Origin of the sequence: Clostridium drakei, assembly GCF_000633595.2 — a bacterium.
In the GTDB taxonomy this organism is placed as follows: Bacteria; Bacillota; Clostridia; order Clostridiales; family Clostridiaceae; genus Clostridium_AM; species Clostridium_AM drakei.
In genome coordinates, this window is the sequence record NZ_JIBU02000023.1 from 427588 (window position 1) to 450854 (window position 23267).

19 protein-coding genes are annotated in these 23267 nt (G+C 28.5%); 3 read left to right on the forward strand and 16 right to left on the reverse strand.

Annotated features, from left to right (window positions below; all coding sequences use genetic code 11):
• Positions 1-306 precede the first annotated feature (306 nt).
• Positions 307-1884 (forward strand): sigma 54-interacting transcriptional regulator, encoded by a 1578-nt coding sequence (locus tag EG57_RS0213890; RefSeq protein ID WP_032077779.1) that lies wholly within the window; start codon positions 307-309, stop codon positions 1882-1884.
• 196 nt (positions 1885-2080) lie between these two features.
• Positions 2081-3283, forward strand: coding sequence for a methionine gamma-lyase (megL, locus tag EG57_RS0213895; protein ID WP_032077780.1), 1203 nt, complete (start codon positions 2081-2083; stop codon positions 3281-3283).
• Positions 3284-3473: 190 nt separating this feature from the next.
• Here megL and EG57_RS0213900 read toward each other — a convergent pair whose 3' ends face one another.
• The 12 genes from EG57_RS0213900 to argB form a co-directional block, all read right to left on the reverse strand.
• Positions 3474-4118, reverse strand: coding sequence for an FMN-dependent NADH-azoreductase (locus EG57_RS0213900; protein WP_032077781.1), 645 nt, complete (start codon positions 4116-4118; stop codon positions 3474-3476).
• 81 nt (positions 4119-4199) lie between these two features.
• A complete protein-coding gene (locus EG57_RS0213905) occupies positions 4200-6074 on the reverse strand; it encodes a PAS domain-containing sensor histidine kinase (protein ID WP_032077782.1) in 1875 nt (624 codons plus the stop codon).
• Positions 6075-6138: 64 nt separating this feature from the next.
• Positions 6139-6276 (reverse strand): cyclic lactone autoinducer peptide, encoded by a 138-nt coding sequence (locus tag EG57_RS25880; RefSeq protein ID WP_084572234.1) that lies wholly within the window; start codon positions 6274-6276, stop codon positions 6139-6141.
• 4 nt (positions 6277-6280) lie between these two features.
• Positions 6281-6934: an accessory gene regulator ArgB-like protein gene (locus tag EG57_RS0213910; protein ID WP_032077783.1), complete on the reverse strand. Its 654-nt coding sequence runs from the start codon at positions 6932-6934 to the stop codon at positions 6281-6283.
• On the reverse strand, positions 6921-7400 hold the full coding sequence (locus tag EG57_RS0213915) for a hypothetical protein (RefSeq protein WP_242859852.1): 480 nt from the start codon (positions 7398-7400) through the stop codon (positions 6921-6923). The genes EG57_RS0213910 and EG57_RS0213915 overlap by 14 nt, the downstream gene beginning before the upstream one ends.
• A 227-nt stretch (positions 7401-7627) precedes the next feature.
• Positions 7628-8104, reverse strand: a complete 477-nt coding sequence (locus tag EG57_RS0213920; protein WP_032077784.1) for a hypothetical protein — start codon at positions 8102-8104, stop codon at positions 7628-7630.
• 168 nt (positions 8105-8272) lie between these two features.
• Positions 8273-9661, reverse strand: coding sequence for an NADPH-dependent glutamate synthase (gene gltA, locus EG57_RS0213925; RefSeq protein ID WP_032077785.1), 1389 nt, complete (start codon positions 9659-9661; stop codon positions 8273-8275).
• On the reverse strand, positions 9661-10542 hold the full coding sequence (locus tag EG57_RS0213930) for a sulfide/dihydroorotate dehydrogenase-like FAD/NAD-binding protein (protein ID WP_032077786.1): 882 nt from the start codon (positions 10540-10542) through the stop codon (positions 9661-9663). Before EG57_RS0213930 ends, gltA begins: the two co-directional genes overlap by 1 nt.
• Positions 10543-10703: 161 nt before the next feature.
• Entirely contained in the window at positions 10704-11870 is a 1167-nt protein-coding gene (locus EG57_RS0213935) for an iron-containing alcohol dehydrogenase (protein ID WP_032077787.1), read from the reverse strand.
• Positions 11871-12076: 206 nt separating this feature from the next.
• The gene (locus EG57_RS0213940; RefSeq protein ID WP_032077788.1) at positions 12077-13999 is read right to left on the reverse strand and encodes a sigma-54-dependent Fis family transcriptional regulator; all 1923 of its coding nucleotides are present in this window, start codon (positions 13997-13999) and stop codon (positions 12077-12079) included.
• A 169-nt stretch (positions 14000-14168) separates the two neighbouring features.
• Positions 14169-15335: an aspartate aminotransferase family protein gene (locus tag EG57_RS0213945; RefSeq protein WP_032077789.1), complete on the reverse strand. Its 1167-nt coding sequence runs from the start codon at positions 15333-15335 to the stop codon at positions 14169-14171.
• The gene (gene argB, locus EG57_RS0213950) at positions 15317-16216 is read right to left on the reverse strand and encodes an acetylglutamate kinase (protein ID WP_032077790.1); all 900 of its coding nucleotides are present in this window, start codon (positions 16214-16216) and stop codon (positions 15317-15319) included. Before argB ends, EG57_RS0213945 begins: the two co-directional genes overlap by 19 nt.
• Positions 16217-16363: 147 nt before the next feature.
• Between argB and argC the strand changes: the two genes are divergently transcribed.
• The gene (argC, locus tag EG57_RS0213955) at positions 16364-17401 is read left to right on the forward strand and encodes an N-acetyl-gamma-glutamyl-phosphate reductase (RefSeq protein WP_032077791.1); all 1038 of its coding nucleotides are present in this window, start codon (positions 16364-16366) and stop codon (positions 17399-17401) included.
• Positions 17402-17457: 56 nt separating this feature from the next.
• Here argC and EG57_RS0213960 read toward each other — a convergent pair whose 3' ends face one another.
• From EG57_RS0213960 to EG57_RS0213975, 4 genes are all read right to left on the reverse strand, one after another.
• Positions 17458-18825, reverse strand: coding sequence for a SpoVR family protein (locus EG57_RS0213960; RefSeq protein ID WP_032077792.1), 1368 nt, complete (start codon positions 18823-18825; stop codon positions 17458-17460).
• 12 nt (positions 18826-18837) lie between these two features.
• Complete coding sequence (gene yhbH / locus EG57_RS0213965) at positions 18838-20052, reverse strand: sporulation protein YhbH (RefSeq protein WP_032077793.1); 1215 nt, start codon at positions 20050-20052, stop codon at positions 18838-18840.
• Between the two features lie 4 nt (positions 20053-20056).
• Positions 20057-21979 (reverse strand): PrkA family serine protein kinase, encoded by a 1923-nt coding sequence (locus EG57_RS0213970; RefSeq protein WP_032077794.1) that lies wholly within the window; start codon positions 21977-21979, stop codon positions 20057-20059.
• Positions 21980-22240: 261 nt separating this feature from the next.
• Positions 22241-23230, reverse strand: coding sequence for an ornithine cyclodeaminase family protein (locus tag EG57_RS0213975; protein ID WP_032077795.1), 990 nt, complete (start codon positions 23228-23230; stop codon positions 22241-22243).
• Between the last annotated feature and the right edge of the window lie 37 nt (positions 23231-23267).

Below are 23267 nucleotides of genomic sequence, written 5' to 3' on the forward strand. Positions count from 1 at the left end.
TTTCAAACGTTGTATATATAATAAAGGGGGACTTTATTATCTTTTATTTTTCTCCAAGTTTTAATAACTTAGTATAATTATTATTATATATGCTAATTGTTACAATACTGTGTCATAATAGTTAAGCAACTATTTATATTTTAAAAACATTTTATGAATAGGTTGAAATACTACATGTATAATCTATTTTATTATCTTATAATACTTAACTTCCACTTGAATTAACCATTTGTTTAAACGTAAAATTATAGAATAAGCAATATTTAAGTAGCAATTCTATATTACATTAAAAGGATAGTGATATTTATGAAAAATTATTTAAGGCTCGAAATAATCTCTAAAGATAGACTTGGAATGGTTTTAGATATTTTAAAGAAACTTTATGAAAATAACATAAGCATTCATTCACTAGAAGTCTTTCCAAACAAAGTATATATAAAGGTTGAAAATTTACAAGAATTAGCTAAAAAAATAAGTATCATAAAAAAACTACTTAAGATAGACGGTGTCATAAAGGTACAAGAAGTTGAGCTACTTTCTTATGAAAAAAACGAAAGGAAACTTCTTGCCATTATTGATGCTGTTCAAGATGGTATATTAGCCATAAATCACGATGAACAAGTAGAACTTTTTAATAATTATTGTGAAAAAATATTTCACACAAAAAAAGAATGTATAGTTGGAAAAAATGTAAAGCAACTTTTAGGCTATGATGAACCTATTATTAATCTTTTAAAAACTGGTAAGGATTATGATAACATTGAAATATTCACAAAAAATACTAAAGGTAATTTTCACTATATTACTTCAGGACGCTCTGTAAAGGATGACAATGGACAAACTTTAGCTGCAGTTGCATCTCTAAAAGACATTAATGAAGCTATAGAAATGACAAATGTTATTATCTCCAAAGAAGACTTAGCTTTTAAAGATATTATAGGAAATAGTGCTTCCATGATAAATATAAGAAAAATATGCATGGCTGTTGCAAATGGTAATTCTACTATACTTCTTCGTGGTGAAAGCGGCACAGGAAAAGAACTGTTTGCAAAGGCTATACATAAATTAAGTTCAAGATCTAATAAAAACTTTCTTGCTATAAATTGTGCAGCTCTTCCTGATAATCTTATAGAAAGTGAACTTTTTGGATATGAAAAAGGTAGTTTTACTGGAGCTATTGAAAAAGGTAAGGACGGTTTATTCAAAGCAGCACATAATGGTACTTTATTTCTGGATGAAATTGGTGAATTATCACTTTCTCTTCAAGCAAAGCTTTTAAGGGTTTTACAAGAAGGTACCATAAGAAAAATAGGTAGTAGTATAGAACAAAAAATAGATGTAAGAATAATTGCAGCAACTAATAGAAATTTGGAAGATATGATTAGTAAAAATACTTTTAGAGAGGATTTATATTATAGACTTAATGTAATACCTATATATATCCCTTGCCTTAAGGATAGGATTGAAGATATACCTATGTTAGTTAATTTTTTTATAAAAAACTTGAATAAGCAAATGGGTAAAAATATAAAAGGTGCTGAAATGGCCTTTATAGAAAAGCTTGTAAATTCTAATTGGCCTGGTAATATACGAGAATTAAAAAATGTTGTAGAAAGAGCTATGAATCTATGTCACGGAAGTCTTCTCAAAGAAGAAAACTTAATTATGGACTTCGAAAAAAATTCGAATCATAAAATACCATCAGATGACTATGAATTCAATTTTAATTTTAAATTAAAAGATGTAGTTGAAGATGCTGAAAAAAAAGCTCTTATTTCAGCTATAAAAAAATATAAAAGTTGCAGAAAAGCTGCCAAAGCTCTTGGAGTATCTCATACTACTATAATAAATAAATTGAATAAGTACAAAATAGATTTTCATTAAATATTCCATATATTTTTATATAAATTTTTAAAACTGTAAATATTTTTTTACAAGTGTAAATAAAATTTTACACTTTCTAATAAAAAGTGGTTGAAAACATTTACACAATACTGCTAACTCCCTTTCTTTGATATTGGCACAGAATTTGCTTTTATAATTATTGTAAATAAAAACATTTAGGGAGGTTAAAATTCTTATGAAAGATATTAAAAAAATGGGATTTAACACATTAGCAATACATGGTGGTCATGTTGGTGATAAACAATTTGGATCTTTAGCTACTCCAATATATCAAACATCAACTTTTATATTTGATTCAGCTGAACAAGGAGGAAAAAGATTTGCCGGTGAAGAAAACGGTTATATATATTCTAGACTTGGAAATCCAACTTGTTCAGAAGTTGAAGATAAATTAGCTTTATTAGAAGGTGCTGAGGCTGCTGTATCTACTGCATCTGGTATGGGCGCAATTTCTGCTGCACTTTGGACTGCACTTAAAGCTGGTGATCATGTGGTTGCATCAGATACTTTATATGGATGCACTTTCGCTCTTTTAAATCATGGTCTTACAAGATTTGGCGTTGATGTAACATTTGTTGATGCAACAAACATTGAAGACATAAAAAAAGCATTAAAACCAAATACAAAAGTTGTTTATCTTGAAACTCCAGCAAACCCAACATTAAAAATTAATGATATCAAAAAAATATCTACTGTAGCTCATGAAAATAATAAGGATTGCCTTGTATTTGTAGATAATACATTCTGTACTCCTTATATACAAAGACCTTTAGAATTAGGTGCTGACGTAGTTGTTCATTCTGCAACTAAATACTTAAATGGACATGGAGATGTTATCGCTGGATTCGCAGTTGGTAAAAAAGAATTTATAGATCAAGTTAAACTTTTTGGATTAAAAGATATGACTGGTGCAGTACTTAGTCCTTTTAATGCATACCTTATTATAAGAGGCATGAAAACTTTACCTATAAGAATGGAAAGACATTGCGAAAATGCTGTAAAGGTTGCTAAATTCTTAGAAGCACATCCTGCTATTTCAAAAGTATATTATCCTGGTCTTGAAAGTTTCGAATATAATGATCTTGCTAAATCTCAAATGAAACTTCCAGGTGCTATGATTTCCTTTGAATTAAAAGGCGGTGTAGCAGAAGGTGCTCTAGTTATGAATAGTTTAAAGCTAGCAACTCTTGCTGTAAGCTTAGGAGATTCTGAAACTCTTATTGAACATCCTGCTTCCATGACTCACTCACCATATTCAGCAGAAGAAAGACATGCTGCTGGAATAAGCGATGGTCTTGTAAGATTATCCGTTGGTCTAGAAGATGCAGAAGACATAATAAGTGATCTAAAACAAGCTCTTGATTTAATAGTAAAATAAATTTAATGCAGATATCTAAAAACTTAAATTTTATAAAAACTTATAATAGCACTTTAAATAATCATTAAAAATAAGGAATTACTAATAAATATTATATTCATTAGTAATTCCTTATTTTAGAATTAATTAACTGCCTTATCAAGTGATTCTTTATGTAAGTTACTTATCATACTTAATAATTTATGTACTTCTATTGCATATTAGATATTATATCATCCATTTCTTCAAAAGCTTTTTCTATTGCTGCTTCTCTTCCAATTGATGGCATGTCAACCCCTTCAACCATGATTTTATCAAACCTACTTATTCCTAAGAACTTAAATGTATCATGAATGTAATTTACTCCATGATTAATTTTACCTGAAAAAATTTTAGGATATACCCCTCCTGAAGATTGTATATACACCATTTTTCTCTCCCTATCATCAAGTAAACCCTTAACCTTATCAGGAGTTACACTAATAACTTTATTGTTAAGTATAATACAATCAATATAGGTCTTTAACTTGGCTGGAAACATCACACTCCACATAGGCGCCGCAATTACATAAACATCTGCACTTAAGAATTGATCACATAATTCATTTATTCTATCTACCGCTAATTTGTCATCTTGTGACAATGCTTCATATTCCTGACCTGAAACCAATTCTGCCCTACACTTAAAATATTTATAATTCATCTCAGGAATATATTCATTATAAATATCAAGCTCCATTAATTGGTACTCTGAATATTGTTCTATAAATCGATCAACAAATTCCCTACCTACGGTCTTACTAGTAGACATTTCTTCTGGTTTTGTACTAGCAGTAATATACAATAACTTTTTCAATCAAATCATCTCCTTGAGTTTATATTTATTTTTCACTCAAGGATTGAATTTATGCATTTTCTATAAAAATTTGAAAGTATTTTATGTAGATTGAGAATATATATCTGAAAATTCAATATTAATTCTTTCTATGTTAGTCTCATATATAGAATTTTCTTCACTGGGTTCTTGTTCTGTAATTATTTCCGGAAGTCTAATAATAAATTCACTTCCTTCTCCTAATTTACTTTTAACTTCAATTGTTCCACCGTGCATTTCTACAAACGACTTAACAAGACATAATCCTATACCCGTTCCTTCACTGTTTCTCCTTAGAGTTTTATCAACTTGTCCAAATCTTTCAAAAATCATTTTCAGCTTATCTTCAGGTATACCAACACCTGTATCCTTTACAGAAATAATAATACTGTTTCCTAGATCATTCATATTTACATATATTTTTCCTCCAGAATTAGTAAATTTGATGGAATTGGATAATAAATTAAGAATGATTCTTTCAATTTTATCTGCATCAAAATTCATTACTTTTTCTTCCACATCAGTATCAAATATAAGATTTATTCCTTTGCTTTCCACATATGATACAACAGATAAAGTAATATCTTCAACAACACTAACTATGTTATACCTCCCAGCATGAAGTTTCAGAAAACCTGAATCCACCCTAGTTATATCTAATAAATTATTAATCAGCTTTAAAAGCCTATAACAATTTTGTTTTACCACCTTAAGATACTTATGCTGTTTTTCTATATTTTCTCCTTCATTTTTATTAATATATAAATTTAATACTTGTACTGCAGAAAATATAACATTTAAAGGAGTTTTCAATTCATGTGATATATTTGAAAAAAATTCCGTTATCATTTTATTGAATTCACGAGTTTCATTTAATAATTTTATATTTTCCTCTACATCTTTTTCAAGCTTTTCTACCTGCTTTTCTGAAGTTATGTCACTTAAAATACTCAATATTGTTTGTTTTCCTTCATATATAAAATATGTAGAAGTATTTTTCACAATAATTATATCTCCATTACTTTTCATTACCTTCTCTTCAAAAACTAATCTAGTTATTTCTTTATCATATATTTGTTTGAATTTATTTTTCACATTATTTTTTTCATCATCCGTAATAAAATCAAAAATAGATTTTTCATTTAAATCCTCTGTTCTTGTAAATCCAACTAATTTTACAGCACTCTCATTTGTAAATATTACTTTATCATCACGATGAACAAAAATTGCATCTCTTGAATTTTCAATAAGTAAATTGTAACAAGCTTCATTATTTAAAAGCATTTTTTCCACATACTTACGATGTTTTTCCTGTTTACTTAATTTACTGTTCAATGTTTTAAGCTGCATATCTTTTTGTTTTAAATTTTCCCTTTCAATTTTAACATAATGTCCTAATGGCCAAGCTGTCAAAATAAAAACTCCAACTAAAATTAAATCATTTTCAAAATATAAATTAACTCCATTAGAAGGTCCATAAACTAAATCCATTATCAATATTATTGCAGATGAAATTAAAGCTATGCTCATTCCATAATTCATACCAGATTGTAGAGTTGATGTTATAATTAAAAATAGAAATAAAAATTTATATTGACTTGTATAACTATTGGATAAGAAAATAGAAAATGAAAATATTATAATAAATACTATGTTCTCTATCATTTGTACTATTTTCAGATACTTAAGCTTAAATATCTTTATAGAAAAAAATGACCAACCCCAATAAATTAAAAACATTAAGCAAATCGAGAAACCTAATTCAACAATGTAAAAACAATTATTATTTTCATTACTAATATTTTTGTTCCCTATAAAAAATTCATTATAAAATACAATTGCACAAAAACATAATGAAACTAATTTTACAATAGACACGATATTATATATTTTTTGTTTTCTATTCCTATCAATACTATTCATAATTTTCACTTCCATACATTTTATTATTACATTCTAAAAATATAAGGATCAAAAAACTTGATCCTTATATTTTTAAATATTATTTTTCCCTAAGACATTTTGGCTCTTTAGGTTGGTAAAAACTTACTGAACATGCTGATGCCGATGTAGAAATTGCAAAAGATTTAAGAACTTTAGCACTTAAATTTACAGCAGCCTTTTTTAAAATTTTTTTCATACGTTCACTTCCTTATAAAATTTTTTAAAATATTATCTATTTTAGTTAATATTTTATTTCCTTCATTTGTGAGTGTAAATGACTGCCAGACAGCACCTACACATATGCACATAATACTATTCAATAAAAATACATCACTATATTTAAAGTAAAAAACTAATATTACAAATATGATCATAGTTAAAATATTAAGTATTAATATAGATTTTCTTTTAAAACGTTCTTTAGTTTCCATCTTAACAATTGGTTTAGCAATACTATCTACAGGAGCAAATTTGTAAACTATACTATATGAGAATATTAAACTTATTACTGATAAAAAAAATATCTCATATACATTAAATTTCCAATATAATCTATGAATAATTAAAGCAAGGCTTACACATACAGTTGTTCCAATAATAGTACATGTACCTGGAGAACTAGCATGAACTCCACCAGAATATTTTCTTAATATATTAATAGTAAAAAATACAATAAATACTTCTATTAACATATTAAAAACAATTCCAAATAATACAATCCATAAAATTGACCACAAAATCTGTAACAAATTAAAAGCTCCATACGCCATAATTTCTTCATGATCCTTGTCCAATTTTAAACTTTTAGCAATCTTACATCCTATTCTATTTGATAAACTCTCAATTAAAAACATTTTTAGAATCCTCTCTTTTATTTTTAAATACAAATAAGTATAGTAACCAAACTAAACATATAAATAATATTAGAGAAGGCATCATATATAAAATTTTCATCATTGGATGATTCATCATCACTTGTATATTTATTTTTAAACAATCATTTAATACAAATAAATTTATCCATTCACAAACTGATAATAATATTATTCCACTTAATATAGAAGATATAGATTCATCAATAGGTATTTTGTTTATTAAAACATTTACTATAATATATATCAATATGCTGATAATAGTATGAACTCCAAAATAAATTGGAAGTTTTCTTACTAAATAAGCAATTATTGCAAAAATTATAGTTGATACGAAATAATATTTTTTATTAATTTTTTTCCCAGAAAACAAATAAGTAAAAAATATTAGCAAAATCGATTCAGGAATAGTTCTTAAGAAAAATTCCAATAAAGTTAATTGTATCATAATATTATTAATCCTTCCTTATATAGAATTTATAATAATTATAACATTATTTGTACATAAAAGGAACAATACGGTCATATTATAATTAAAAAATTACTATTATCTACATTAATTAAAAATAATTTTTAATTAATGTAGATAATAACATATAATTTATTTTGTGACTATAACTTGTAATTATAATAAAATATATAAAAATCTTCTTGGTTAAATAATATAAAATATAATCATTTCTGCACACTTAAATAAGCCACTCTATGCTTTTTACATGATGTTATGTAAAATAATGCTACTATACCACTAAATAATATTAATGAAGGTAAAAAATATAAAACTTTCTTTACTGGATTTAGCGATATTATTTTTATATCAACATTTAGCCAACTTAGTGCAAATAAATTTGTCAGTTCACAAATTGATAATATTGCAAATTCAATCAATGTACAAAATATTGATTGATTAATGTTTATCTTATTTATAAAAACAGATATTATAGGATAAATTATAGTAAGAATAATACTATGAACTCCCAAATGAATTGGAAGAAGTCTTACCAAATAAATAATTATCGCATAAAGAATGCTTGATATAATCAACTTTTTTTTATCAATTATCTTTTTTGTAAATAATAAACTTGCAAGGACAAAAACAAACGCTTCTGGAATACCTCTACAAAAAAATTCAAAAATAGATAATTTTATCATGTTTAAACATTCTCCCTTTAATACAATTTATTGTAATTAAACCATAATATCTACACAAAAGTAATTTTTATCTTTAAGTATATTATTATTATACATAATATTTTTTTAATTTGCAAAAAAAAATTAAATCTCATATAAAAATATATGAGATTTAAATTTTTTAAATTTCTATTTACTTAGATATTCATGAATAGCATTAGCAGCTTTCTTTCCAGCTCCCATAGCAAGTATTACTGTTGCAGCTCCTGTTACAGCATCTCCACCAGCATATACCCCTTCTCTAGAAGTTAAACCAGTTTCCTCTTCTGCTACTATGCACTTTCTCTTATTAATTTCTAATCCTTTAGTAGTTGAAGATATTAATGGATTTGGTGATGTTCCAAGAGACATTATCACAGTATCTATATCCATTACAAACTCTGAACCTGGAATTTCTACAGGTTTTCTTCTGCCTGATGCATCTGGTTCTCCAAGTTCCATTTTTACACATTTCATTCCTTTAACCCAGCCCTTTTCATCTCCTACAATTTCCACTGGATTTGTAAGAAGGTCAAAAATTATACCTTCTTCTTTTGCATGATGTACTTCTTCTACTCTAGCTGGAAGTTCTGATTCTGATCTTCTGTAAACTATGTGTACTTCTGCTCCTAATCTTAAAGCTGTTCTTGCAGCATCCATAGCAACATTTCCTCCACCTACTACAGCAACTTTTTTGCCTGCTTTTATAGGTGTTTCATATTCTTCCTTAAATGCTTTCATTAAGTTATTTCTTGTTAAAAATTCATTTGCTGAAAATACTCCATTGAAATTTTCTCCTGGTATTCCCATAAACTTTGGTAATCCTGCTCCTGAACCTATAAACACAGCATCAAAACCTTCTTCATTTACAAGTTCATCTATAGTTACAGTTCTTCCTATAATTACATTAGTTTCTATCTTAACGCCTAGTTTTTTAACATTTTCTACTTCATGTTTAACTACAGTTTCCTTTGGAAGTCTAAATTCTGGAATTCCATAAACTAAAACTCCACCTGCTTCATGTAAAGCTTCAAATATAGTTACATCATGACCTAGTTTTGCTAAATCTCCTGCACAAGTAAGTCCTGCTGGACCACTTCCTATAACTGCAACCTTTTTACCTGTACTAGGTTGTTTTTCTGATAAATCTATATTGTTTTCTCTTGAAAAATCAGCCACGAATCTTTCAAGCTTTCCTATAGATACTGCTTCTCCCTTTATTCCAAGCACACATTTTCCTTCACATTGGCTTTCTTGAGGACATACTCTTCCACAGACTGCAGGAAGTGCACTAGACTGTGCTATAACTTTAGCTGCTTCTTCAAGTTCTCCTTTTTTAACATGTTCTATAAATCCAGGTATATTTATTGATACTGGACATTGTGACACGCACATAGGCTTTTTACAATTTAAACATCTTTGAGCTTCTTGTACAGCTTCTTCTTTATTATATCCTAAACAAACTTCTTCGAAATTTGCAGCTCTCACTTTTGGTTCTTGTTCTCTTACTGGTACTTTTTTCATTCTATCATTACTCATTAGTTGTTGCCTCCTCTACAGCTGCAAGTATGTCCTTCTTCTTTCTCCTTAGCAATGAGTTTTCTACCTTCTTCACTCTTATAAAGAGTTTGTCTTCTCATAGCTTCGTCAAAATTAACTAAATGTCCATCAAATTCTGGTCCATCTACACAAGTGAACTTTACTTCATCTCCTACACTAACTCTGCAAGCTCCGCACATACCTGTACCATCTACCATTAACATATTTAAACTTACTATAGTTTTAATGCCATATTCAGCTGTAAGCTTAGCCACAAATTTCATCATAATCATTGGTCCTATGGCAACAACTTCATCAAACTTATTTCCTGCATCTATAAGTTCTTTTAAAAGATTTGTTACAAGTCCTTTATAACCTGCTGATCCATCATCTGTACAAATATGTACATCAGCTCCGATGGATTCCATTTCTTTTACATAAAGTAAATGATCTTTTGTCTTTCCTCCAATAATTACATCTACATTTACACCTTTTTCTCTTAACCACTTAACCTGTGGATATACTGGTGCAGCTCCTACTCCACCAGCTACAAACATAATTCTCTTTTTCTTTAAAGCGTCTAAATCTTCATGCACAAATTCTGATGGTTGTCCTAGCGGACCTACAAAGTCTGCTAAATATTCTCCAGCTTTCATATTGTATAATTTGTTAGTTGAAGCTCCTAATGCTTGAATTACTATAGTCACTGTTCCTTTTGCTTCATCATAGTCAGCAATAGTAAGTGGAATTCTTTCTCCCTTTTCATCAATTCTGATTATTATAAATTGTCCTGGTTTAGCTGATTTTGCAACTCTTGGTGCTTCTATTTCCATTAGAAAAATACTTGGTGCTAATTCTTTTCTTTCAACAATTTTATACATTTCCTACCCCCATATTTGAATTTTGCATTAGTAAAATAAAAAAACATCACTCTTTAATAAATTCTATTAAAAAAATCCCAAAAATGCAATAAGATTATTTCATTTTTGAGATTTAATTTATTACATACTATAGATATACTTAATTTTTGCTACACTAGTAATTAAAAATTAACTTTTTCTCCAGTAAATGTGCATTTGAATAACTTTTTCATTTCTTCTTCAGTTATAGGTCTTGGATTCGATCCAGTACATGCATCTAATATTGCATTATGTGCTATAAAATCTAAGTTTGCATTAAGATCTTCTTCTGTTACTCCATATTCCTTTAATGTTAATGGTATATCCATTTTTTTATTCATTTCTTGTATCATAGAAGTTAATGAATCCACTAATTCATCGTCAGTATTTCCTGCTAAACCTAAAGTTTTAGCTATAGTTGCATATCTATCTTTACATGTTTTCTTATTAAAATCTATTACATAAGGAAGGAATATAGCATTTGCACAACCATGAGGAATGTGGAATACAGCTCCTGTCTTGTGTGCCATACTATGAGTAATTCCAAGTAGTGCATTTGAGAATGCCATTCCTGCTAAGCATTGTGCTATATGCATTTCATCTCTTGCTTCTTTATCTCCTTCATAGGATTTTATTAAATTATCTTTTACCATAACTATTGATTGCATTGCAAGAGGATCTGAGAAATATGATCTTAATCCTGCTACATAGGCTTCTATTGCATGAGTTAAAGCATCCATACCTGTATGAGCTGTTAATTTTGCAGGCATTGTTTGAGCAAGAGCTGGATCTATAATAGCTACATCAGGTGTTAAGTTAAAATCAGCCAAAGGATATTTTATCTTAGCTTTATAATCAGTTATGACTGAAAAAGCAGTAACTTCTGTAGCTGTTCCACTTGTAGATGGTATAGCAACAAATTTAGCTTTTTGTCTTAAATCTGGTATTCCAAAAGGAACAACAGCTTGCTCAAAAGTAAATTCTGGATATTCATAAAATATCCACATAGCTTTAGCTGCATCTATTGGTGATCCTCCACCTATGGAAACTATCCAATCAGGCTCAAATTCCCTCATAGTTTCTGCACCCTTCATAACTGTTTCAACTGATGGATCTGGTTCAACACCTTCTATTAATTTTATTTCCATTCCTGCTTCTTTTAGATATTCTTCAACTTTTTGAAGGAAGCCAAATTTTTTCATTGATCCTCCTCCAACAACAATTACAGCTTTTTTACCTTTTAAAGTTTTTAAAGTTTCTAAAGTATTTTCTCCAAAATAGATATCTCTTGGTAGTGTAAATCTTGACATATTTATTCCTCCTAAACTATAGTTATTAAAATTTTAATATTATTAAGTTTATTTTCACTAATATTATTAGCAAAACTCATGCCAATTATAAAAACATCATTTTATAATGTTTTAACAAAGTAAAATCTCAAAATTGAGATTTTTATTGTCTCAATTTTGAGATTTAGGTTATATTTTTCACAATTTGAGAGGAATATCTTTACAAATCATTTTATAGAATACTTTTTAACTTTTCTATATATAGTAGCTCTACTTATATTAAGTATACGTGCTGCTTTTATCAAATCGCCATTTGACTGATTTATAGCATTTCTTATATTTTCTGCTTCCATTTCCTCCATATACATAATTCCTTTTTGATTTTGTGTAATTGTAGTTTCTGTTTTAACAATATAGTCATATAAAAACTCTTCATTTATGTTATCTAATTCACATAAATAATAAGAACGTTCAACAACATTTCTAAGTTCTCTAACATTTCCTGGCCAACTATACTTTTTTATACAATTCAAATATCCCTCACTTAAAGTTTTAGCATTATTAGAATTCTTTAAATTCAATCTATAAACAAAATATTTTGCTAAAGTTTCTATATCTTCTACTCTTTCATTCAAAGCTATAGTTTTAATATTCATCACGTTTAATCTATAATACAAATCTTCTCTAAAATTCTTATTTTTTATTTCCTGCTGCAAATTTCTATTAGTAGCTGCTATGACCCTTACATTTAATATTTTTTCATAGGTTCCACCTAATCTGGTAATTTTATTGTTATCAAGTACCCTTAAAAGCTTAGATTGCATATCTAAAGGCAGTTCTCCAATTTCATCCAAAAATATAGTTCCTTCATTAGCTAATTCAAATTTTCCTGGATGCCCCTCTTTAGTTGCCCCTGTAAATGCACCTTTTTCATATCCGAAAAGTTCACTTTCCATAAGTTCTTTTGGTAAAGAAGCACAATTAACAGCTACAAAAGGTCCACCACTCCTATCACTATAATTGTGCATTGATTGTGCAAAAAGTTCTTTTCCAGTCCCACTTGGTCCCTCTACTAGTACGTTACAACTGGTTAAAGCAGCTCTTTTAGCAAATTCTATAGTTTTTTTCATATCTTCACTTTTAGTTATTATATCTTCAAATTTGTAAGATGCACTAAATCCAGCTATAGTGCTTGCCACCTTATGCATATACCCTTCACTATTAAAAGTTATTACAGTACCTTTCACTTTTTCATTTATAATAACAGGAAATGCATTGATACTGCATTTTATTCTTCTACTTTTCACATAAAAATTGTAATCTAAATTATGATAATTTCTATCCACATTTAATGCATTTTTTATAAAATCTATATTTTTTAGTAAGGTATTTATACTAGTTTTAAGTATTTCCTCCGTAGAAATACCTAATATTTTTGAAGCCATCTTATTTGTACTTTTTATCTTTAAATTTTCATCTAAAAGTAACATACCTTCAGACATTGAATCAAAGATTACGTTTAAAACTCTATTTGATTTTATTAGTGTAAGCTGATTTTCTATAGAGTAGGCTCCAGATACTACAATAGCTGTAGTATGTGAATGGGCTTTTGAATAGTTTCCAGACATATTTATACTGCCTATTATATATCCATCTTCATTATGTATAGGAGCTGCAGAACATGTATAAAAATGATTTTTTTCATAGTAATGCTCTGCACCTATTACTTGCACAGGTTTATCAAGATAAAGTGCTGTTCCTATAGCATTTGTTCCTATAGATTCTTCTGCCCAAGAAGTTCCAACTACAAAATTTGAATTTTCAATTTTAATAAGTTCTTCATCACCTATCAAATCGATAATATATCCGTCTCTATCTGTTAATATTATTACAAACCCAGAACCTTCAACTATATTATATAAATTCTCCATTATAGGCCTTGAAACAGTTATAAGTTCTTTATTTTTTTCTAATTTTAAATTCAGTTCACTCTTTGAGGCTTTTATAATATTTCCATTTATGTAATCTATTCCGCTTTTTTTACATCTTATCCAAGACTCTTTCACTATAGGATTTAGTTTTTCATTACATTTTTCATTTTTAGTAAATTCACTCCAATAATCTTTTCCATATTCTACATCATTTTTCATCAAATCACCTCAAAACCATAATGTTTTTTGTTTTGAACTCATTTTCTATAATTTTTTTAATTTATATGATACTTACAATTATGATATCAATAAATTTTCTAAATATCAATGTAATAAAAATGCATGAAAAGTCAAAATACTCTTCATGCATTCTAAAAATTTTTAAGTGTTAATTATAAGTTTTTAAAACCTTCTCCAAAATTTCTACAGCCTTATCTATATCCTGATTTTCTATATTAAGTGGTGGAAGTAATCTTATAACATCTTTCCCTGCTGTAACAGCTAATAAATTATTTTCAAAGCATCTTTTACTAAATTCTTTTACATCAACATTTAACTTTATTCCAATTAAAAGGCCTATTCCTCTTATTTCCTCTATTATAGAATACTTTTCTTTAAGAATTCCTAATTTAGATCTTATATAACTGCTTTTTTCATCTACTTTGCTTATTACTCCTCCATCTACTAGTTCTTTTAAAACAGCCAAACTAACTGCCGCTGCTAGAGGATTTCCGCCAAATGTACTACCATGATCTCCCCTTTCAAGCACAGATGCTTTTTTATTAACCATTGCAGCTCCTATAGGAAATCCACCTCCAAGAGCTTTAGCCATACACACAACATCTGGAACAACTCCAAATTTTTCATATGCAAATAAAGTTCCAAGTCTTCCTATTCCACATTGTACTTCATCAAACACAAGTAATGCATTATTCTCTTCACATAGCTTCTTTACAGCTTTAAGATAATCAATTGATGCTACGTTTATTCCACCTTCACCTTGAATTGGTTCAATTATAACACCACAAACATTCTCATCAATTTTATCTTCTAAATCTTTTATATCGTTAAATTTTACACTTTTTGTTCCACCAATTAAAGGTTTAAAATCCTTTTGATATTTTTCTTGTCCTGTTACGGATAGTGCACCCATAGTTCTTCCATGAAAAGAATCTTTCATATATATGATTACATTTTTATTTTCTCCACCATGAACTTTACCATATTTTCTAGCAACCTTTACTCCTACTTCCATAGCTTCGGTACCACTGTTGCAAAAGAAAACTGAATCATGCTTACTTAAAGAGCATAATTTTTCTGCAAGTTCTATTCCTTTACTATTCCAATAATAATTAGATATATGCATTACTTTTCTACTTTGCTCTTCAATTGCTTTTATTATGCTTGGATGACTATGTCCAAGACAATTTACAGCTACTCCTGAAACAAAATCTATATATTCTATTCCATTATTATCATATAACTTGCATCCAATTCCTTTTTCAAAACTCACACCAAATCTACCATAGGTATTCATTATATTACTTTCTGACATTGATTTATTCCTCCCTTTAATGTAATTTTAGTTCCTTTTCCTGATATTATATCCAAAATCAATCCATGATTTTTTCTACCATCTACAAGATGAATACTTTTTGTACCTTTTTCAATTGCCTCTACACAACATTCCATTTTAGGAATCATACCTCCATTTATAGCACCTTCATCTATATATCTCTTTATTTCTTCAGTTGATATATCACTTAAAAGAGAATTTTTATCATTTATATCTGTATAAACACCTTCCACATCTGTAAGTATAACAAATTTTTCTGCTTTTAACGCTGAACTTATAGCTGAAGCTGCATAATCTGCATTTATATTATATTTATTTCCATAAGAATCACATCCAATAGGTGCTATAACAGGCACTCTTCCTTTTTCAATTATATTACTTAAAAAATTTTTATTTATATTTACAACTTCTCCTACAAAACCTATATCTATTTTTTTACCATTATTATATAAATATTTCTTTTTTGCCTTTATTAAATTACTATCTCTTCCACTTAATCCTATAGCACTAATTCCATATTTACTCAAACTAGCTGATATATCTTTATTTACATGTCCAGACAATACCATTTCCACTACATCCATAACTTTTTCATCAGTAACCCTAAGGCCATTTATGAACTTAGTTTCCATTCCTATCACATTGATCCATTTTGATATTTCAGGACCCCCACCATGCACAATAACTATATTTATTCCTAAACGTTTCATATAAACTATATCTTCCATAAATGCTTTTACCGCACTTTCATTTTTCATAATACTTCCACCATATTTTATTACAAAAGTTTTACCTATAAACTTTTTCATATATGGTAAAGGATCTATATCCAATGAAACAACTTCTTCTACATTTATCATGAACTCCACCAACCTTTGAATTTTATACGAATAATTATACTATGATTTTTATTAATATTCAATGTTTTATTTTATTTTTATTGAATAATTATTTCATTTTGTGTATAATTATTTTATTCTAATTTATTACATTAAGGAGTGATTAAAATGATAAAAGTTGGTATTGTAGGAGCTACAGGCTATGCAGGTCAACAACTCGTATGGTTATTACAAAAACATTCTTCTACTGAAATAGTCTTTTTATGTTCTCATAGTTATGAGAATACACTATATAATGATGTTTATAAAAACTTAAACGGTTTTATAGATAATGTATGCATAAATATTCAAGAGGCTGAATATAAATTAGATTGTATAAATATACTATTTTTGGCACTTCCTCATGGTAAATCCTTTGATATAACTAAAAAAGCTTTATCAAAAGGAGTAAAGGTAATTGATTTAGGTGCAGATTTCAGAATTAATTCAAAGAATATTTATGAACAATGGTATAAAGTTGAACATACATGTCCTGAACTTTTAGAAGAATCTATTTATGGACTTACAGAACTAAATAGAAATGACATAAAAAAAGCTTCTCTAATCGCAAATCCAGGATGCTATCCAACAGCCAGCATATTAGCTTTAGCACCTCTCTTAAAGTCAAATATAATAGATGAACAATCTATCATCATAGATGCTAAATCAGGAACTTCTGGTGCTGGAAGAAGTGCTTCCATAGGAAACCTTTTTACAGAGTGTAATGATTCCATTAAAGCTTATTCAGTAGCTGAACATAGACATACACCTGAAATAGAACAGGAACTTGGAAATATATGTGGGAATAAAATAACTTTGACATTTACCCCTCATTTAGTACCTATGAATAGAGGAATTCTTTCAGTATGCTACAGTAAATTATCTTGTAAAAAATCTCAAGAAGAACTATATGAAATATACAGAAATTTTTATAAAGATGAGTTCTTTGTTAAAATTACAGATACCATGCCAGAAACTAGATGGGTTAAAGGCTCTAACTTATGTCATATAGGTATAAGATTAGATAAGCGAACTGGAAGAGTTATTGTAGCTTCCTGCATAGATAATCTTATGAAAGGTGCTGCAGGTCAAGCAGTTCAAAATATGAATTTAATGTTTAATTTAGATGAAAAAACAGGGCTTGATTTTCCTGCAATGATGCCATAAAATTTAACCTACAAATAAATAAGCATATTGCATTGCAATATGCTTATTATTAGTATCTATTCATAAATTATCTTTTTGTTCTCATCACAAACAATTTTAACATTTTTTCCATCTATATTAGTATTTAGTACTACTTTGTGTTTCCACAGATCCACAATATACTTAACTGTTTCTATTGCATACTTAAGTTGAAGTTCTCTTCCATCAAAAACATGTTCTAATGTTAATGTCTTATCTAGTTTTGACATATTTATAACTCTTATATAAGGAATTGAACCCATTCCACAAGAATTACTTAAAGCATCTCTTATTTTTTTCCATCCATCTTCATCTGATATCTCATCAATAATGTATTTCTTATCCTTATTAACATATTGAAATAGATTTAACTTTATGCAAAGTTCTTTTGTTAAATATCTTCTAATAAAGGATTCATCTCTTTCAACAAATCTCACTTCAAATATTTTTTGAATTCCATATTTTTCTATTAAATCACTGTAAATTTGAAATCCTAAAAAATAAGGATTTATGCTTCCTTGAAGAGGAACTACTACATCATTATGCCTTTTTACAAATTCCATATATAGATTTTGAGGAAGATCAAGCTTCTTCAAAATATTATAATGCCAAAAACTAGCCCATCCTTCATTCATAATTTTTGTTTCCATTTGAGGTATAAAATATTTAGTTTCATCTCTTACTATTTCTATAATATTTCTCTGCCACTCTACAAGGTCTCCATATTTTGATATAAAGCCTAATATATCTTCTGTAGGTTCCTGAGGTATTTTTTCTATATTAGGAGGTTCTGGTTTCTCTCTAGGTACTATAATACTATTATTGTTTTCCATATTCTTATAATCTTCTATTTTTCTTTTTCTTATTTCTTCATCATCTAAATATCTTATACCTGAAGCTCTATTAGTTTGAAATTTTAAAGCATGAGCTGCATTTAGCATCTCTTCAACTTCCACATATCCTATACTTGGATCATTTATATAAGATCTAATTATATCTGCATGATTTTTAAACATCTCTACTGTATAATCCGCACTAGTAGATTCTTTAAATAATCTATTGTTTTTAAAAAAATCATTATGTCCATATACATGAGCTATTGTCAGTATTTGAAGCAATAGTGTATTATCCTTCATTAAATATGCAATACATGGGTTCGAATTTATTACCATTTCATATGGAAGTCCTGTAAGATTATAATTATATAAAGTTCTTAACCTTTCATAAGCTTTTCCAAAACTCCAATGAGGATACATAGATGGCATACCTACATACACCTCATATGCAAGCATATCATTGTAGTTTATGATTTCAAATTCTTGAGGATAATAATTAAGGCCTACTTCTCTAACCTTTCCTTCTATTATCTCATCCCACTTTTCTAATTCTGCAACAGTATATTCCAAAATTTCACCTCCTTATTCATAGTCATTTTTTATATCTACACTAAGCATTTCCTTAAGTGCATCCCACATATCTTCCTTCTTTTTCATAGCCACAGATACAAAATTATCTCTATTAATCTCTGCAGCATATCTCTTTTTAATGGCACTAGTATATCCATAGGCCATAATTTCTGCATATCCAAATAAATTACATACATCACATAATTCATTTACAGCCTTTACAGCTCTATCATTATCTTCACTCCAATTATCTCCATCACTTACATGGAATGAATATATATTCCAAAGCTCAGGATTATATTTCTCCAATATAATTTCTAATGCTTTATTGTAACCACTAGATATATACGTACCTCCCGATTCTACCTTATGGAAAAACTCTTCTTCAGTAACTACTTTAGCAGATGTAGAATGTGCTATAAAAACTACTTCTACACTTGAATATTTCATTTTAACAAACTGATATAGCATAAAGAAGAAAGATCTTGCTAAATACTTTTTGTTTTGATCCATGGAAGCAGATGTATCCATAATGCACATAACTACTGCATTATATTCTTTCTTCTTAGTAGGTTTTACTTTATAATATCTCAAATCATCCTCTTTGAATGGGAATCTTCCTATAGTTTCATCATTTTCTAGGGTGAATTCAGCTGCTTTCTTTATGTCATTACTCTTACGTCTTTCTTCTAAAGCTCTTTTCATACCTTGTTTTCTTTTAAGCTTTTCAATGACAGTTCTTTTCTTTGCAAGCCTTGGAGGAATACCACTCTTTTGGTATCCACATCTTTTTCTTGAACCTTCTGATAATATTTCAGAAAACCTTTTTTTATTTAAATTAGGCAAATTTAAATCCTGAAAAACATACTCCATTATTTCTTCAATAGTTATCTCAGTTTCATATATATCTTCACCCTCTGTATTTCCAGCACCCTTGTTTCCAGTACCATTTCCTTCTCCTTCTTTACCTATAACATCTCCTCTTTTTTCAGTACCATCTCCACTACCAACACCAGGTACATTTTTTCCGTATATAAATTGATACTCTTTAAGTCCTTTAATAGGTATTTTTATCTTTTTATTCTTTGTTTGACCAATAATACTTTCTTCTGATAATATATCAACCAAATTTTTCTTAATAGAATCTTCTACTAACTCCCTATGCCTTCTTTTATCTTCAGCAACCCTATCATGTCCTATAGGATTAAACTCTCTAAATATGCCCATATTATCAATCCTTCCATAGATTATTAGCGGCATATTTAAGTATTACATTACAGCAGTGATCACAATATCCATTTTTCTTCATTTCTTCTACCATTGAATTATATTTTTTATCTTGATCCTTATCCCTAACCTTTGATTTAGTAATAATACGAGACATCTCTCTTACAGAAGAAGTTATTTTCTTTTCTATAGCTTCTTTTAAAGGTTCATATGAAGTATAATCTATCTTTTCTCCTTTTCTTACCATATAGAACATATATGAAGTCACATCAGATCTAAAACCTTTAGCTGAACCCTCTGATATTCCTATTTGCTCTTCAATAGATCTCATAAATTTTTCATCAGCCTCTAATTGCTCTCCTGTAGATTTGTCTTTTATTTTAGTTCTATTTACATAAGCTTCTGCATGATCCAAGTAATTATTAAACAAACTTTCCGCCTGTTCCCTAAAGCTTTGAATAAATGCCTTAGTTATTTCTTTTTCAAGAATCTTATTGTATTCTTTTCTCATAGTATCCTGGACAAATGCTAAGTACTTTCTTCTTAAATCATCAGCTACATCTAAATCTTTTACTGACTTTATTATATTCTCCATGACGCTTAGAGGATTTATACAATCATATTCCGAATCAGAAAGCGCATTATCTATAGCTTTAATTATAAATCTTGTAGATATTCCATCCATGCCTTCCCTAAGTCCTGCTTCTTCTCTAAGCTCAGTAATATCTATTTTCTTAGTAGTACCTTTTTCAACTATTTCCTCACCATTATATATTTTTAATTTTGTAAGAGTATCCACTTTATTAGATGGTATAAGCCTTGTAAGTATTGCAAACATAGCTGCCATTTCAATAGTATGAGGTGCTATGTGTGCTTTAAAATTACTCTTCTTTAATATCTTTTCATATATTTTAGTTTCTTCATTTAACTCCAAACAATATGGAACTTCAACTTTTACAATTCTATCTAATATAGCTTCATTAGTATGATCTGATTTAAATTTATTCCATTCTGCTTCATTAGAATGCGCAATAATTACTCCATCAAAATATATCATAGATCCTTTCCCTGGAGATGGTATTGATTTTTCCTGGGTAGCTGTTATTATAGTATGCAAATACTCTACATCATTTTTAAACACCTCTATAAATTCAACCATTCCTCTATTTCCTATATCAAAAGCCCCATTTAATGAAAATATACGAGGATCATCTTCTGGATATAAATCCATTTTAGATATATCTACAGATCCTATTAATACGGATGTATCTTGATTATTAGGATCTACAGGAGGTACTACACCAACCCCTTTTCTAGATCTTATAGAAAATCCAGTTTTAATTACTGGGAATTTTTCATATTCACCATTATATTCTTCTTTCAACCTATATCTGCATACCGGACATAAGTCTCCTTCTATTTTCATACCTAGCATTTCTTCAAAATTTTTTCTTAAATGTTTAGGAATAAGATGAAGAGGTTCTTCACGCATAGGACAACCTTTCAAAGCATATATAGGTTCACTTTGCTCTATTGCCTTTTTAAACAAATCAACTATAGAGGATTTTCCTGATCCTACAGGACCAACTAAATATAGTACTTGCCTTGATTCTTCACCTTCCATAGCTGCTGAATAAAAATAACTTGCTATTTTCATCAATGTTTTTTCTATGCCAAAAAATTCATTTTTAAAAAATCCATAACTTTTAATAGTTTCATTTCCATATATTTTTCTTATTCTTAAGTTTTCTTCTGGCTTCAAAACCTCTACCCCAAGCCTGTTTATGATATTGTATATTCTTTTATGCGAAAGTTTAGCTGCGTCTGGATTTTCCTTTAAAATTTCAAGGTAATCAAGAAAAGTACCTTGAAAGCTTTCCTTTTTTCTTTTTTCTCTATCATTCTCTATTAATTCTTTAAAATTCATTCTATAACCTCCATAAAAAGTAATATCAAATACAAATTATATATTTCTTAGGAAATATCTTTGTAGTATTTATATTAGTTTCTTGTAGATTTTAGAACAAAGCACTTTTACTTTTACCTTACATATTAAAACTATCCAATTATAAAAAAAAGAACTAGTATAATCTAAAATACTAGTTCAAACGTATTATATTAAACATTATATGAGTAAAAAAAGTTTACTCATATATTATTGACTTATATTAAAACAAATATACATTTTTTACACTTCTACTACTCTTCCTACTCCTTCTTCTAATGCTTTTTTATATATTTTATATGCTGTAACTACATCTTGAACTGATATTCCTACTGTTTTAAATAAAGTTATTTCTTCATCATTTTCTCTACCTTCCATTTTTCCGAATATAACTTCTCCTAGCTCTCCATTTATTCTATTTTCATCTATTACCCCTTTTTCCATAGGCTTTATAAAATCTCCTGCTTCAGCTAAAACTGCTTCTTTTGAATCTACAAAAACCTTATCTGCTCCTTTTATTATGTATTCATCTAATTCTTGCATATCTTTTGTATAAGAACCTACGCCATTTATATGTGCACCTTTTTTAACTAAATTACCTGGAAATACCGGCTTTGTTGATGTAGTAACTACAGTAATTATATCTGCATCCTTAATTGCTTCTTCTGGACTTTCAGCACTTACTATACAAGCTCCATAGTTTTTTAATTCTAGATTAGCTTTTTTCACAAACTCTGCAAGCTTATGTGCATCTCTAGAATAAACCTTAACTTTTTCAATTTTCCTAACTGCAAGTATGGCTTCTAATTGGCAAATAGCCTGCCCTCCAGCCCCAAATAATGCAGCTACCTTAGCATCCTTTATAGCTAATACATCAGATGCTGCTCCTGCTGCTGCTCCTGTTCTAAGTTGAGTTAAGTATGTTCCATCCATTATACAACACACTTCTCCTGTAGTACCATCTAAAAGCAACATTTGTGCAGGAACAGAAGGTTTTCCTTTTTCAATATTTTTAGGAAAAACCGAAACTATTTTTATTCCAATACTATCTAAATCTTCCACATATCCTGGCATAAATAAACTCTGACCTTCATGCTTTTTCACATCAATATTTACTCTAAGAGGAACTACACTCTTTCCTCGAGAATAAATTGAGAAAGCTTCCTTGACAGCGTTTACAGCATCCTTCATTGCAAATACCTTTTTAATATCATTTTCAGATAAAATAAGCATAATTCTTACCTCCACAAAAATTTATTATTCATTTCAG

Coding starts and splice junctions, on each gene's coding strand:
- EG57_RS0213890 (WP_032077779.1), top strand. CDS start 307: ATGAAAAATTATTTAAGGCTCGAAATAATCTCTAAAGATAGACTTGGA.
- megL (WP_032077780.1), top strand. CDS start 2,081: ATGAAAGATATTAAAAAAATGGGATTTAACACATTAGCAATACATGGT.
- EG57_RS0213905 (WP_032077782.1), bottom strand. CDS start 6,074: ATGGAAGTGAAAATTATGAATAGTATTGATAGGAATAGAAAACAAAAA.
- EG57_RS25880 (WP_084572234.1), bottom strand. CDS start 6,276: ATGAAAAAAATTTTAAAAAAGGCTGCTGTAAATTTAAGTGCTAAAGTT.
- EG57_RS0213910 (WP_032077783.1), bottom strand. CDS start 6,934: ATGTTTTTAATTGAGAGTTTATCAAATAGAATAGGATGTAAGATTGCT.
- EG57_RS0213915 (WP_242859852.1), bottom strand. CDS start 7,400: ATGATACAATTAACTTTATTGGAATTTTTCTTAAGAACTATTCCTGAA.
- EG57_RS0213920 (WP_032077784.1), bottom strand. CDS start 8,104: ATGATAAAATTATCTATTTTTGAATTTTTTTGTAGAGGTATTCCAGAA.
- gltA (WP_032077785.1), bottom strand. CDS start 9,661: ATGAGTAATGATAGAATGAAAAAAGTACCAGTAAGAGAACAAGAACCA.
- EG57_RS0213930 (WP_032077786.1), bottom strand. CDS start 10,542: ATGTATAAAATTGTTGAAAGAAAAGAATTAGCACCAAGTATTTTTCTA.
- EG57_RS0213935 (WP_032077787.1), bottom strand. CDS start 11,870: ATGTCAAGATTTACACTACCAAGAGATATCTATTTTGGAGAAAATACT.
- EG57_RS0213940 (WP_032077788.1), bottom strand. CDS start 13,999: ATGAAAAATGATGTAGAATATGGAAAAGATTATTGGAGTGAATTTACT.
- EG57_RS0213945 (WP_032077789.1), bottom strand. CDS start 15,335: ATGTCAGAAAGTAATATAATGAATACCTATGGTAGATTTGGTGTGAGT.
- argB (WP_032077790.1), bottom strand. CDS start 16,216: ATGATAAATGTAGAAGAAGTTGTTTCATTGGATATAGATCCTTTACCA.
- argC (WP_032077791.1), top strand. CDS start 16,364: ATGATAAAAGTTGGTATTGTAGGAGCTACAGGCTATGCAGGTCAACAA.
- yhbH (WP_032077793.1), bottom strand. CDS start 20,052: ATGGGCATATTTAGAGAGTTTAATCCTATAGGACATGATAGGGTTGCT.
- EG57_RS0213970 (WP_032077794.1), bottom strand. CDS start 21,979: ATGAATTTTAAAGAATTAATAGAGAATGATAGAGAAAAAAGAAAAAAG.
- EG57_RS0213975 (WP_032077795.1), bottom strand. CDS start 23,230: ATGCTTATTTTATCTGAAAATGATATTAAAAAGGTATTTGCAATGAAG.